General features: G+C 64.8%; 13 protein-coding genes. 2 read left to right on the top strand and 11 right to left on the bottom strand.

The annotated features are described in order from the left end of the window. Nucleotides 1-44 precede the first annotated feature (44 nt). Together Q1J79_RS08050 and Q1J79_RS08045 are read left to right on the top strand one after the other, a co-directional pair. The gene (locus tag Q1J79_RS08050; RefSeq protein WP_300299019.1) at nucleotides 45-578 is read left to right on the top strand and encodes a GNAT family N-acetyltransferase; all 534 of its coding nucleotides are present in this window, start codon (nucleotides 45-47) and stop codon (nucleotides 576-578) included. Nucleotides 579-670: 92 nt separating this feature from the next. Further along, on the top strand, nucleotides 671-1,585 hold the full coding sequence (locus tag Q1J79_RS08045) for an EamA family transporter (protein WP_300299017.1): 915 nt from the start codon (nucleotides 671-673) through the stop codon (nucleotides 1,583-1,585). 34 nt (nucleotides 1,586-1,619) lie between these two features. On the opposite strand, the gene Q1J79_RS08040 is transcribed toward Q1J79_RS08045, so the two are convergent. The 11 genes from Q1J79_RS08040 to Q1J79_RS07990 all read right to left on the bottom strand — a co-directional run bounded on the left by Q1J79_RS08040 (nucleotide 1,620) and on the right by Q1J79_RS07990 (nucleotide 12,864). After that, nucleotides 1,620-2,297 carry an ABC transporter ATP-binding protein gene (locus Q1J79_RS08040; protein WP_300299015.1) on the bottom strand — a complete coding sequence of 226 codons (678 nt, stop codon included), beginning with the start codon at nucleotides 2,295-2,297 and terminating at the stop codon, nucleotides 1,620-1,622. Between the two features lie 7 nt (nucleotides 2,298-2,304). Next, complete coding sequence (locus Q1J79_RS08035) at nucleotides 2,305-3,558, bottom strand: lipoprotein-releasing ABC transporter permease subunit (protein WP_300299013.1); 1,254 nt, start codon at nucleotides 3,556-3,558, stop codon at nucleotides 2,305-2,307. Between the two features lie 28 nt (nucleotides 3,559-3,586). Next, on the bottom strand, nucleotides 3,587-4,915 hold the full coding sequence (gene proS, locus Q1J79_RS08030; RefSeq protein WP_300299011.1) for a proline--tRNA ligase: 1,329 nt from the start codon (nucleotides 4,913-4,915) through the stop codon (nucleotides 3,587-3,589). Nucleotides 4,916-5,021: 106 nt separating this feature from the next. After that, nucleotides 5,022-5,579 carry a hypothetical protein gene (locus Q1J79_RS08025; protein ID WP_300299009.1) on the bottom strand — a complete coding sequence of 186 codons (558 nt, stop codon included), beginning with the start codon at nucleotides 5,577-5,579 and terminating at the stop codon, nucleotides 5,022-5,024. Between the two features lie 287 nt (nucleotides 5,580-5,866). Then, nucleotides 5,867-6,130: a DUF1467 family protein gene (locus Q1J79_RS08020; RefSeq protein WP_300299007.1), complete on the bottom strand. Its 264-nt coding sequence runs from the start codon at nucleotides 6,128-6,130 to the stop codon at nucleotides 5,867-5,869. Between the two features lie 8 nt (nucleotides 6,131-6,138). After that, a complete protein-coding gene (mce, locus tag Q1J79_RS08015) occupies nucleotides 6,139-6,543 on the bottom strand; it encodes a methylmalonyl-CoA epimerase (RefSeq protein WP_300299005.1) in 405 nt (134 codons plus the stop codon). A gap of 108 nt (nucleotides 6,544-6,651) precedes the next feature. Next, complete coding sequence (locus Q1J79_RS08010; RefSeq protein WP_300299003.1) at nucleotides 6,652-8,316, bottom strand: ribonuclease J; 1,665 nt, start codon at nucleotides 8,314-8,316, stop codon at nucleotides 6,652-6,654. 5 nt (nucleotides 8,317-8,321) lie between these two features. Further along, a complete protein-coding gene (locus Q1J79_RS08005; protein ID WP_300299001.1) occupies nucleotides 8,322-9,086 on the bottom strand; it encodes a type III pantothenate kinase in 765 nt (254 codons plus the stop codon). Nucleotides 9,087-9,098: 12 nt separating this feature from the next. Beyond that, nucleotides 9,099-9,848, bottom strand: a complete 750-nt coding sequence (locus Q1J79_RS08000) for a biotin--[acetyl-CoA-carboxylase] ligase (RefSeq protein WP_300298999.1) — start codon at nucleotides 9,846-9,848, stop codon at nucleotides 9,099-9,101. A gap of 30 nt (nucleotides 9,849-9,878) precedes the next feature. Beyond that, nucleotides 9,879-11,327 (bottom strand): NADH-quinone oxidoreductase subunit NuoN, encoded by a 1,449-nt coding sequence (gene nuoN, locus Q1J79_RS07995; RefSeq protein ID WP_300298997.1) that lies wholly within the window; start codon nucleotides 11,325-11,327, stop codon nucleotides 9,879-9,881. A 22-nt stretch (nucleotides 11,328-11,349) separates the two neighbouring features. Further along, complete coding sequence (locus Q1J79_RS07990; protein WP_300298995.1) at nucleotides 11,350-12,864, bottom strand: NADH-quinone oxidoreductase subunit M; 1,515 nt, start codon at nucleotides 12,862-12,864, stop codon at nucleotides 11,350-11,352. Between the last annotated feature and the right edge of the window lie 64 nt (nucleotides 12,865-12,928).

The following is a 12,928-nucleotide window of genomic DNA, read 5'->3' as shown; positions in this document are numbered from 1 at the left end:
TTTTGATTTTGCACCGACCGATCGCATCCCCTATGCAGGCGCCCATGACTGTCATGCTCGAAACCGAACGCCTGATCCTGCGCCCGCCCGTGGCCGCCGACCTTGATGCCTGGGCCGCCTTCATGGCCGACGCCGAGGCACAGCGCCATCTGGGTGGCGCGCAGGAGCGCCCGATGGCCTGGCGCAGCCTCTGCGTCATGGCCGGTGCCTGGGCCATCGACGGCTTTGCGATGTTTTCGGTGATCGAAAAAGCGAGCGGCCGCTGGATCGGCCGGCTTGGTCCCTGGTATCCGGCCGGCTGGCCCGGCCGCGAGGTCGGCTGGGCGCTGGTGCGCGAAACCTGGGGCAAGGGTTACGCCACCGAAGGCGCCACGGCGGCGATCGACTGGGCCTTCTATCATCTGGGCTGGGATGACGTGATCCACTGCATCGTGCCCGAGAACATCAATTCACAGAATGTGGCCCGGCGCCTGGGCTCACGCTGGCTGCGCAGGGACCGCCTGCCCGCGCCGATCGATATCGATACCGAGTTGTGGGGCCAGAGCCGCGAAGACTGGCGGGCGCGGCGGCGACGTTAGCATCCTTCGGCCGCGGCCGTAGCATCGCCCGGCGACAGACCGTTCCAGGCATGGCAGGGTGATCCATCGCCCGCCCCAGTTTTGAAAGTCGCATGTCAGAACCCCGCTTCAATCCCGCCGTCGAATACGCCCTGCTGGCCATGCTGGCCACGCTATGGGGCGCGTCCTACACCTTCATCAAGCTGGGCATTGCCACCATCCCGCCGGTGACGCTGATCGCCGCGCGCACCCTGATCGCCGGGCTGCTGCTGCTGGCCATCCTGCGGATGCGCGGCATCCGCCTGCCACGCGATGGCGCCACCTGGAAACGCTTCCTGTTCCAGGCCTGCCTCAACAGCGTGGTACCCTTCACCCTCATTGCCTGGGCGGAATACAGCGTCGATGCTGGGCTGGCGGCGATCCTGAATTCGACCACGCCGATCTTCGCCTTCCTGCTGACGGTGGCGATCACGCGGCACGAGCCGACCACCGCGCGCAAGCTGTTCGGCGTGCTCGCCGGCATGGCCGGCATCTGCCTGATCGTCGGCCTGCAGGCCCTGAACGGCCTGGGCCGCGAACTGGTGTCGCAGCTGGCCATTATCGCCGCCACCATCAGCTATGCCGGCGCGGCGATCTTCGGGCGCAACTTCAAGGGCCTGGATCCGCTGGTGCCGGCGGCCGGCTCGATGCTGTGCGGCACGGCGCTGCTGATCCCGGCCGGCATCGTGATCGACCAGCCATGGACGCTGGCCCCGTCGACCAGTTCGATCCTCGCCCTGCTCGGCCTGTCGGTGTTTTCCACCGCATTGGCCTTTGCCATCTATTTCCGGCTGATCCACACCCTGGGTTCGGTCGGCACCACGGCGCAGGCTTACCTGCGCGTGCCGATCGGCGTGGGTATCGGCGTGCTGTTCCTGGGCGAAAGCCTCGGCTCCACGGCCTGGATCGGCTTAGTCTGCGTGTTTATCGGCGTGGTGGCCATGACCATGCCGGCAAAGCCGAAACCGGTGGCCGTGCCGGCTGACTGAGCCTCAGGCCGGACCGGCACAACGGGACATTAGGTCAGGCCGCGCGCAGCCGCCCCTCATGCAGGGTCACGACACGGTCCATGCGCCTGGCCAGCTCCAGGTTATGGGTGGCGATCAGCGCGCCGATGCCGTTGTTGCGCGCCAAGTCGGTCAGTTCGGCGAAGACCGTTTCGGCGGTCTTTTCATCCAGGTTGCCGGTCGGCTCGTCGGCCAGCAGCAGATCGGGCTTGCCGACCACGGCGCGGGCAATCGCCACGCGCTGCTGCTCACCGCCGGACAGCCGTGCCGGGCGATGCTTCAGCCGATGGGCAAGGCCGAGATGGGTCAGCAGAACGGCGGCTTTCGCTTCCGCCGCGCCAGCCCCCTCGCCGCGCACGCGCAAAGGCATGGCGGCGTTTTCCAGCGCCGAGAATTCCGGCAGCAGGTGGTGATACTGGTAGACGAAACCGATGCGCAGCCGGCGGGTGAGCGTGCGCTCGGCGTCATTCATGCGGCTGCAATCCTGGCCGCCGATCACGATGCGGCCCGACGAGGGCTGTTCCAGCAGGCCGGCGATATGCAGCAAAGTCGATTTGCCCGAACCCGATGGACCCAGCAGGGCAACGATCTCGCCGCCCTTCACGCTCAGGTCAACGCCGCGCAGCACCTCGACCGTCTCGCCGCCCTGGCTGAAGGTGCGGCGGATATCCTGCAGCTCAAGCACGTTACTCATGCCGCCCCTATTCATACCGCAGCGCCTCCACCGGATCGAGGCGGGCGGCGCGCCAGCTCGGATAGAGCGTGGCCAGCAGGGTCAGCGCCAGCCCCATCAGCACGACATAGAGCACTTCGGTGGAATCGACCTTGGCCGGCAGCTTGGAGAGGAAATAGATCTCGGCCGAGAACAGCTCGGTGCCCGTGAGATTCTGCAACAGCTGACGGATGCTTTCGATGTTGAGCGAAAACGCCAGCCCAAGGCCAAAACCGCTGGCGGTTCCCAGCACGCCGATGCTGGCGCCGGCGATGACGAAGACGCGCATGATCGAGCCGCGTGAGGTGCCCATGGTGCGCAGGATGGCGATGTCGCGGCCCTTGTCCTTCACCAGCATGATCATGCTGGAAATGATGTTGAAGGCCGCCACCACGATGATCAGCGTCAGGATCAGGAACATCACGTTGCGTTCGACCTCCAGCGCATTGACGAAATGCGCGTTGGCCTGCTGCCAGTCGTAGATGCGGTATTGCGGCCCCAGGCGCTGGATGATCTGCCGCGCCGCCTGGCGCGCCTGCTGCGGGTCTTCCAGCCGCACTTCCACCGCGCTGGCCGCGTTGGGCAGACGGAAATAGGTCTGCGCCGCCTCGAAAGGCACATAGACGAAACCGGAATCGTATTCGAACATGCCGACATCGAAGATCGCCGCCACGCGATAGCGCACCAGCCGCGGCACGCTGCCGAATGGCGTGGTGTTGTTCTGCGGCGAGATCAGGGTGATCTGGTCGCCCAGCCTCAGGCCCAGCTTGCGCGCCAGGCGATGGCCGATGGCCACCGCGTCGTCGCCCTGGAAATCCCTCAGGTTACCCTGGCGGATGCCCTTGGCGATGGCGCTTTCCTGCATCAGGTCGGCCTGCCGCACGCCACGCACCATCACGCCGGCGGCGGCGTTGTTGGCGGTGGCCATCACCTGCCCTTCGATCATCGGATTGGCCAGCACCACGCCGGGCATCCTGGAGACGGCTTCGGTGACGAATTCGTAGTCCGGCAGGCTGTTGCGCGCCTCAAGCTGGATGGTGAGATGGCCGTTCAGGCCGAGGATGCGACCCAGCAGTTCGGCGCGGAAGCCGTTCATCACGCTCATCACGATGATCAGGGTGGCCACCCCCAGCATGATGCCGAGGAAACTGAAAATCGCGATCACCGAGATGAAGCCCTCCTGCCGGCGGGCACGCAGGTAACGCAGCGCCAGCATCCACTCGAACCGGGAAAAGAAGGGCATGGTGATCCTTGATCGTTTCCGGGGCTGGTTACGCGTTGCGCAGGGCGGCGAGCTTGTTCATCACGGCCTCGGGCGTGATCTCTTCCTTCTCGCCCGTGGCGCGGTTTTTCACTTCCACCACGCCGGCCTTGACGCCGCGCGGACCGACGGTGACCTGATACGGCAGGCCGATCAGGTCCATGGTGGCGAACTTGGCGCCGGCGCGCTCGTCGCGGTCGTCATAAAGCACGTCGAAGCCGGCCGCCTTCAGCTTGGTATACAGCGCCTCGGCTGCCTTGTCGCATTCGGCATCGCCAACCTTGAGGTTGATCAGGCCGACATGGAACGGCGCGACACTGAACGGCCAGATGATGCCGTTCTCGTCATGGCTGGCCTCGATGATGCCGCCGACCAGGCGCGACACGCCGATGCCGTAGGAGCCCATCTCAAGCGTGATGCTCTCGCCGCCCGGCCCCTGCACCACCGCGCCCATCGGCTTGGAATACTTGGTGCCGAAATAGAAAATGTGCCCCACTTCGATACCACGCGCGGCCACCTGGCGATCCTTGGGCAGGGCCTCGAAACGTGCCGCGTCATGCTTTTCCTCGGTGGCCGCATACGGCGCGGTCCAGGAATCCACGATGGGCTGCAGGTCGGAACTGTAGTCGACCTTCTCGCTCAGCACGTCGCGCTCGATCAGGGCCTTGTCGCAGAACACGCCGCTTTCGCCGGTTTCGGCCAGCACGATGAATTCATGGCTGAGATCGCCGCCGATCGGGCCGGTATCGGCCTGCATCGGGATCGCCTTCAGGCCCAGCCGGGCGAAGGTGCGCAGATAGGCCACGAACATGCGGTTATAGGAACGCCGCGCACCGGCCTGGTCGAGATCGAAGGAATAGGCATCCTTCATCAGGAATTCGCGGCCGCGCATCACGCCGAAACGCGGACGCACCTCGTCACGGAATTTCCACTGGATGTGATAGAGGATCTTCGGCAGGTCGCGATAGCTCTTCCATTCCGACGCGACGATGTCGGTCAGCATTTCCTCGTTGGTCGGGCCGTAGAGCATCGGCCGCTCGTGGCGGTCGGTGATGCGCAGCATCTCCTTGCCGTAATCCTCGTAGCGACCGCTTTTCTGCCACAGCTCGGCCGACTGGATGGTCGGCATCAGCAACTCTTGTGCGCCGGCGGCATCCTGCTCCTCGCGTACGATCTGCTCGATCTTCTTCAGCACGCGATGGCCCAGCGGCAGCCAGCTGTAGATGCCGGCGGCGGTCTGCCGGACCATGCCGGCGCGCAGCATCAGCCGGTGGCTGACGATCTGCGCTTCGCTCGGGTTTTCCTTGAGAACGGGCAGGAAATAGCTGCTGAGCCGCATGGTGTGACGATCCTGATGGGAAACGGAGATGGCGGGATAATGGGGCGTTTTTAAGGCCGTGGCGGCAGGGTCGCAAGGACCCGAGCGGGGCGACGAATGGCGGCCCTCACCGGCGGGGCGGCTTCTGCCTGGCCAGATAGTCGCGGCAGGCCGCCGCCAGGGCATCCTCGCCCTTCGGTTCCAGCGACTGGCCGTTGAAGGCGAGCCGGCCGGTCTTCGGATCGATGGTCACCTTGCCCACATTGGTCTCGGAACTGCCCACGCGCGGCGGCGTGCGGTCACCCAGCAGGGTCGAGAGCGGGATTTTCAGATCCAGCGTGATCGGCCCGTCCATGGGATACGGATTGCTGCCTGGCAGATCGGCCGGCGCGATGGGCCGGCCCTGAGAATCCACGTCGCGGCCGGGCTGGTAGGTCACATCGGGGGCGGGCTGGTGCATGGTCACGCTGCCCTGCCGCGCCAGCAGGCGCCGGCATTCTGCGGCATCCAGGGTCACCACCACCGGCAAAGGCTCGGTCGCCGAGTCGGCGGGCCTGGAGCTCTGGGCAAGGCCCTGTCCCGGGCCCTGTCCTGGGCTCTGGCCGCCCTGTGCCTGGGCCGCAGAGGCCCAGGACAGGGCCACCAGCAGACCGAGTAGAACTACAGAGGTCGCAGAGCGATGCATCTCACAACCCTGACGACGCATTATTACCATTTTGTTAGGAACCTATAACTTTTCGGGTGACACAGGTTTCATCATTCGGTATAGAAAATACGCAACCGCTTGGTAACAGGCGGCCCAAGTCTGGGGAGGCTTAAACTTACCCGCGAGACGGGATACGGAGCGAGGCATGTCCTTGCTCCTTTCTTTTTTGTGCTTCCCCGTTCTTTTCACCGTTCTTTTCAAATCAGCCTGTTTTCGCGCAGAAGTAGCGGCGTATGCCCTATCCAATGCGCGTCACCGCCCGTTGGCTACAGCCCTCGGCCGAGGAACCTGTTCAGGCCCAGCAGGTCGTAATAGCCAACCAGGTAATACAGCCCGAACAACACGCAGCTGATGCCGAAGGTGAGCAGGAACTTGAAACCGAGCCGCGGATTCACCGGCGCGGAATCGGCCTGCCCCGGCAGTTTGCTCTCGCCCGCCTCATCCGGCGTCTTCACGCCGATCGGCAGCACGCAGAACAGCACCACCATGTAGATGATGACGAAGGCGATGCTATTGTTGAACCAGGTCATGGCGGGGCTCAGATCTGCTCGATCTCGACCAGGGTGCCGCAGAAATCCTTTGGATGCAGGAACAGCACCGGCTTGCCATGGGCGCCGATCTTCGGCTCGCCATCGCCCAGCACGCGGGCGCCATCGGCCTTCAGCTTGTCACGGGCGGCGATGATGTCATCCACCTCGTAGCAGACATGGTGCATGCCGCCCGAGGGATTGTTGGCCAGGAATTTGGCGATCGGCGAGTTGTCGCCCAGCGGGTGCAGCAGCTCGATCTTGGTGTTGGGCAGCTCGACGAACACCACCGTCACGCCATGGTCGGGTTCGTCCACCGGGTCCGAGACCCTGGCGCCCAGCGTATTGGCATAGGTGGCCGCGGCGGCGGCAAGATTGGGCACGGCGATGGCGACATGGTTGAGGCGGCCGATCATGGCGGTCGTTTCCCTGCGGTCTGTGGTCGTTTTCTGCGCTGCAATATGGGGCCGGCCGGTGCCGGGGGCAAGCCGTGACGCTGCGTCAGATCGCCCCAAACCCGGCCATCAGTCGGCCAGGCGGATCACGTGCACCTGGGTGATCGGCTTGCGGCCGGTCTGGCCGCGCAGGCAGGCGCGCAAGGCCCGGTGGGCGGCCTGCTCCAGCCCGTTATCGTCGCGATGCGGCCCGGGCTTCAGCCGGTCGATGGCGGCGGCGATCTCGGCGGCGATCTCGGCCCCGATCAGCTCGGCATCGCCATTCACGACGCCCGAGAGCTTCACATGCGGCCGGGTCTGCAATCGCCCTTCGCCATCGACCACCAGGCTGACGGAAGCCGCGCCGTTGAAGGCCAGCTTGCGGCGCACCTGCAATGCCCCGCCCTGCACCGGCACCAGCTCGTCGCCGTCGATGGCCAGCCGGCCCGAGGGCACCTGCTCGATCACGTCCGGCGCGCCGGGCGCCAGCCGGATCAGGTCGCCGTTGCGCGGCACGATGCCGTGCGGCACCTGCAGGCTCTGGGCGAAGCGGGCATGCTCCACCAGATGGCGCGGCTCGCCATGCACCGGCACGGCGATCTGCGGCCGGGCCAGGCTATACATCTCGGCCAGCTCGTCGCGCGAGGGATGGCCCGAGACATGGATGAAGGCATCCTTCTCGGTGATCACCTCGATCCCGTTGCGCACCAGCTCATTATGCAGGCGGAACAGCGTGCGCTCGTTGCCGGGGATGATCTTGGAGGAAAAGGCCACCGTATCGCCGGGCGACAGCACCACATGAGGATGGCTGTTGAAGGCGATGCGCGCCATGGCGCCGCGCGGCTCGCCCTGGCAGCCGGTACAGACATACATGATCTTCTCGCGCGGCAGGAAACCGGCCTCGCGTTCGTCGACCAGATTGGGGATGTGCTTCAGGTAGCCATTTTCCTGCGCCGCGCCGATGAAGCGATGCAGCGAACGGCCAATCAGGCAGATATGGCGGCCGAGATGGTTCGCCACGTCGAACAGGCTCTCCAGCCGCGCGAGATTTGACGAAAAGGTGGTGACGGCGATGCGACCGGGTTTGTCGGCCAGCACCTGCATCAGGCTGTCGCGCACATCGCCTTCCGAGCCGGAATGGCCGCGGTTGAACACGTTGGTGCTGTCGCAGACCAGCGCCAGTACGCCACGATCGCCATAGGCCCGCAGCGCCTCCACTTCGCTCTGCGGCCCCAGTACCGGGCGCGGATCGAGTTTCCAGTCGCCGGTATGCAGCACCACGCCGGCCGGCGTCTCGATAGCCAGCGCCTGGCTCTCGGGCGTGGAGTGGGTGATGTTCATCGAGCGTATCTTGAACGGCCCCAGCTCGATCAGCTCGCCGGGCTTGTAGACATGCACCGGCACCTCGTCGGCCAGGCCTTTCTCTTCCAGCTTCTTGCGCAGCACGGATGCGGCAAAGCCCGTCGCCCAGACGGGGCAGCGCAGCTCCTGCCAGACATGGCTGATGGCACCCAGATGATCCTCATGGGCATGGGTCAGCACGATGCCCAGCAACCGTTCGCGCCGGCCGGCGATCCAGGTTACGTCCGGCAGCACCAGATCGACGCCGGGCATGCCCTCGTCGGCGAAGCTGGTGCCGAGATCGACCATCAGCCACCGGTCACCGAACCCGTAGAGGTTCAGGTTCATGCCGATCTCGTTCACCCCGCCGAGCGGCAGGAAATAGAGGCTGTTGCGGTCGAGGCGTTCCGACATCGATCTTATCTGGTGCTGCGCCGATGGATTTCGATCAGGCCGCGCACGGTGATATCCGGTACGATCTGCTCGATCACGGCGGTAGCCCCATCAAACACCGGGGCCAGGCCGCCGGTGGAAATCACCTTCATCGGCCGGCCGAATTCCTCACGGATGCGGGCAACGATGCCCTCGATCAGGCCGACATAACCCCAGAAGACGCCGGAATGCATGCAGGCAATCGTCGTGGTGCCAATCACCTGGGCCGGCTTTTCCACCACGATGCGCGGCAACAAAGCCGTGGCATTGACCAGCGCCTCGATGGACAGGTTGATGCCCGGCGCGATCACGCCGCCGCAATAACTGCCCTCCTCGTCCACCACGTCGAAGGTGGTGGCGGTGCCGAAATCGACCACGATCATCGGCGTTTTCGGAAACAGCACGCCGGCGCCCACGGTGTTGCAGATGCGGTCGGCGCCCGCCCCCTGCCCCTTGATCTGGATGCCGTATTTCACGCTGGGTTCGCCCAGCACCAGCGGCTCGGTGTTGAAATAGCGGGTGCAGAGCCGGCGCAGGTTGAAGGTGGCCTGCGGCACCACGCTGCCGATGATCGCCGCCGTGATCGATTTCGGATCGATGCCCTCGATCTGCATCAGCTGGAACAGCCAGACCGCATGCTCGTCACCTGTCCGCGTCGCCGCGGTATGCTGGCGCCATTCCCCGACGATCCGGTCGCCATCGATGACGCCGAACTTGGTATTGGTGTTGTTGGCATTGATGGCCAGCAGCATGAGGTCGTCCTTTCAGCCGGCCGGGAACACGTCGCCGGCGGTCACAGTCTGCATGCGGCCGTCCGGCATTTCCAGCAACAACGCGCCGCTGTCATCCAGCGCGGCGAAACGGCCGTGCAGCTCACGATCCGGCAATCGCACGACCACCGGCTTGCCCAGCCCCTGGGCCTTCTTCAGCCAGGCCTCGCGCACAGGCGCGAACCCCCCGGCCTGCCAGCGGCCATACCAGTAGCCATAGCGGGCCAGCAGCCAGGGCGCGAAATCCTCGGGCGCAACGCTGACGCCATGAGCGGCCAAAGCCGTGGCTGGATACGGGGTCTGCTCGGGGTAATGCGCCAGATTGACGCCAATGCCAACCGTCACCCAGTCAAGATTGCCGTCTGGCCGGGTCCGTGATTCCAGCAGGATGCCGGCGATCTTGGCGCCGCCGACCAGCAGGTCGTTCGGCCATTTGCAGGTGATGGCGGGCCCAAGTTGCGGCGCGGCCAGTTCCACCGCCTCGGCCAGCGCGACGACGGTGAGGAACGACAGCGTGGCCGCCTGCGCCGGGCTCGCCGGCTTTCCGCCCAGCTGGGGGCGCAGCAGCAGCGAGAGGTAGAGATTGCCAACCGGCGATTCCCAGGCGCGGCCACGGCGGCCACGACCGGCGGTCTGCTGCCGAGCCAGCACCGCAAGGCCCTCCGCCACGCCGGTTTCGGCCCGACGGCGGATTTCCTCGTTGGTGCTGTCGAGGACGTCGAACGCCTGGAGATCCCACTTCACTTGGGTGTCCAGGCGATCAAACGGCTGCAATCAGGGAAACAGCGACTTGGCGGCGGTCTGCGCCGCCGCCAGCAGCGGGCCTGGCATGACGAAGAACAGGATGGTGAACAGGCCGGTGACGGTCATCACCGCGCCCAGTTCGCCGCGCACCGGCTTGGCCAGCGGCTCGGCCGCCTCGTCGAAATACATCAGCTTGACGACGCGCAGATAGTAATAGGCGCCGACCACCGAGCTGAGCACGCCCAGCACCGCCAGCACATAAAGCTGGGCGTTGATGGCGGCCATGAAGATGTAGAACTTGCCGAAGAAGCCGGCCAGCGGCGGCACGCCTGCCAGCGAGAACATGAAGGCGGCCAGCAGCAGCGCCATGCCCGGATGGGTCTTGGCCAGGCCGGCGAGATCCTGCACGCCCTCAACCATGCGGTCCTTCTGGCGCATGGACAGGATGATGGCGAAGGTGCCGACATTCATGGCCAGATAGATCGCCAGATAGATCAGGATGCCGCGCACGCCTTCCTCGGTGCCGGCAGCCAGGCCGATCAGGGCATAACCAACATGGCCGATCGAGGAATAGGCCATCAGGCGCTTGATGTTGCTCTGGGCGATGGCGGCAAAGGCGCCCAGCAGCATGCTGAGCGCGCTGATCACGATGACGATCTGCTGCCAGTCATGGGCGATCTCGCCGAACGGGCTGAGCAGCGCACGCACGAACAGGGCCATGGCCGCCACCTTGGGCGCCACGGCGAAGAAGGCCGTCACCGGCGTGGGCGAGCCTTCATAGACGTCGGGCGTCCACATATGGAACGGCACGGCAGAGACCTTGAAGGCCAGGCCGGCGCAGAGGAAGACGATGCCGACCACCAGGCCGATGGAAGCCGAGCCGCCGCCGGTCAATGCCTGGGCAATCAGCGGAAAGCTGGTCGAGCCGGCGAAGCCATAGATCATCGAGCAGCCATAAAGCAGCATGCCGGACGACAGCGCGCCGAGCACGAAATACTTGAGCCCGGCTTCGGTGGCGCGGCCAGAATCGCGCTTGAAGGCGGCCATGACATAGAGCGACAGCGACTGCAGCTCGAGGCCAAGATAGAGCGCGATCAGGTCGTTGGCCGAGACCATCATCAGCATGCCGGTGCTGGCCAGCAGGATCAGCACGGGATACTCGAAACGCTCCATCCGCTCGTAACGGATATAGCCGAGCGACAGGACGATCGAGAACGCCGAGCCAAGCAGGATCAGTATCTTGGCGAAGCGGCCGAAGCCGTCGGCGATGAACATCCCGCCGAAGGTGGTCTCGGTGGCGTCTGGTTGCAGCACGACCAGCAGCACGGTAATGGCCAGCACGACGATGGCCAGCCAGGCCACCAGGCGGGTCGACCCATCGCCACGGAAGACGCCAAAAATCAGCAGCGCCATCGAGGCCAGGGCAAGCCAGATTTCCGGATAGGCCGGCGCCAGGACGGGCATGGTCGAAGCGGTCACGGGTCGAACTCCTATCTTCCGCTTAACGGGCGGCGGTCGCCACCGCCTTGGCGGCGGCAAGCGCGGTCTGATGCTGCTCAAGCAGGTGCCTGGCAGACGCGGCGATCACGTCGAAGAAAGGCGCCGGATAGATGCCCATCCACAGGGTCATCACCACCAGCGGGGCGAAGATTGCAACCTCGCGCGGGCTGAGGTCGAGCATGCTCTTCAGGTCGGCCTTGGTCAGTTCGCCGAACACCACGCGGCGATACAGCCACAGCGCATAGGCAGCGGCAAGGATCACGCCAGAGGTGGCGATCAGCGCGACCCAGGTGTTGGCCTGGAAGGCGCCGACCAGGGTGAGCAATTCGCCGACGAAACCGCCGGTGCCCGGCAGGCCGACATTGGCCATGGTGAACAGCATGAAGACAAAGGCGTATTTCGGCATGATGTTGACTAGGCCGCCATAACGCGCGATCTCGCGAGTATGCAGACGGTCATAGACCACGCCGACGCAGAGGAACAGCGCGCCAGACACGATGCCGTGGCTGAGCATCTGGAAGATGGCGCCCTCAAGGCCCTGGGTATTGAAGGTGAAGATGCCCATGGTGACGAAGCCCATATGGGCCACCGAGGAATAGGCGATCAGCTTCTTCATGTCTTCCTGCACCAGCGCCACCAGCGAGGCATAGACGATGGCGATGACCGAGAGCGCGAAGACGAAGGGCGCGAAATACTCGCTGGCCAGCGGGAACATCGGCAGCGAGAAGCGCAGGAAGCCGTAGCCGCCCATCTTCAGCAGCACGGCTGCCAGGATGACCGAACCAGCGGTCGGCGCCTCTACGTGGGCATCCGGCAGCCAGGTATGCACCGGCCACATCGGCATCTTCACGGCAAACGAGGCGAAGAAGGCAAGCCACAGCCAGGTCTGCGCCTGGCCCGTGAACAGCCCGGTCTTCATCAGGCTCGGAATATCGGTCGTGCCGGCCACGAAGTACATGTAGAGGATTGCCAGCAGCATCAGCACCGAGCCGAGCAGCGTGTAGAGGAAGAACTTGAAACTGGCATAGATGCGGCGTTTGCCGCCCCAGATGCCGATGATCAGGAACATCGGGATCAGGCCGGCTTCGAAGAACAGGTAGAACAGCACCAGGTCCAGCGCGCAGAACACGCCGATCATCAGGGTTTCCATGACCAGGAAGGCGATCATGTATTCCTTGACGCGGTGCTCGACGGCCTCCCACGAGGCTAGGATGCAGAACGGCATCAGGAAGGTGGTGAGGATGACGAACAGCATGGAGATGCCATCGACGCCCATGTGGTAATTGATGCCGGCGCCAACCCAGGCGGTCTTCTCGACGAACTGGAAGGCGGCGGTCGAATTATCGAAATTCAGCCAGATCAGCAGCGACACCGCGAAGGTGATCGCCGTGGTCCAGAGCGCGACCGCGCGGGCATTGCGGGCGACGATTTCTTCCGGGCCGCGGGCCAGAAAGATGAAGGCGGCGCCGGCCAGCGGCAGGAAGGTGACGATGGACAGCAAGGGCATGCTCGACATCGGATTAGTGCCCCATCGCACTGAAGAAATAGGTCACCAGCGCCGCCACGCCGATCAGCATGGC

Origin of the sequence: Ferrovibrio sp. (assembly GCF_029255545.1) — a bacterium.
Taxonomy (GTDB): Bacteria; Pseudomonadota; Alphaproteobacteria; order Ferrovibrionales; family Ferrovibrionaceae; genus Ferrovibrio.
The sequence above is the reverse complement of the archived record's forward strand: the minus strand, read 5'-3'. Positions and strand labels throughout refer to the sequence as shown.

Bases quoted from the DNA above. Each gene is read 5' to 3' on its own strand.
- Q1J79_RS08050 (WP_300299019.1), top strand. From the start codon at position 45: ATGACTGTCATGCTCGAAACCGAACGCCTGATCCTGCGCCCGCCCGTG.
- Q1J79_RS08045 (WP_300299017.1), top strand. From the start codon at position 671: ATGTCAGAACCCCGCTTCAATCCCGCCGTCGAATACGCCCTGCTGGCC.
- Q1J79_RS08040 (WP_300299015.1), bottom strand. From the start codon at position 2,297: ATGAGTAACGTGCTTGAGCTGCAGGATATCCGCCGCACCTTCAGCCAG.
- Q1J79_RS08035 (WP_300299013.1), bottom strand. From the start codon at position 3,558: ATGCCCTTCTTTTCCCGGTTCGAGTGGATGCTGGCGCTGCGTTACCTG.
- proS (WP_300299011.1), bottom strand. From the start codon at position 4,915: ATGCGGCTCAGCAGCTATTTCCTGCCCGTTCTCAAGGAAAACCCGAGC.
- Q1J79_RS08025 (WP_300299009.1), bottom strand. From the start codon at position 5,579: ATGCATCGCTCTGCGACCTCTGTAGTTCTACTCGGTCTGCTGGTGGCC.
- Q1J79_RS08020 (WP_300299007.1), bottom strand. From the start codon at position 6,130: ATGACCTGGTTCAACAATAGCATCGCCTTCGTCATCATCTACATGGTG.
- mce (WP_300299005.1), bottom strand. From the start codon at position 6,543: ATGATCGGCCGCCTCAACCATGTCGCCATCGCCGTGCCCAATCTTGCC.
- Q1J79_RS08010 (WP_300299003.1), bottom strand. From the start codon at position 8,316: ATGTCGGAACGCCTCGACCGCAACAGCCTCTATTTCCTGCCGCTCGGC.
- Q1J79_RS08005 (WP_300299001.1), bottom strand. From the start codon at position 9,086: ATGCTGCTGGCCATCAATGCCAACAACACCAATACCAAGTTCGGCGTC.
- Q1J79_RS07990 (WP_300298995.1), bottom strand. From the start codon at position 12,864: ATGTCGAGCATGCCCTTGCTGTCCATCGTCACCTTCCTGCCGCTGGCC.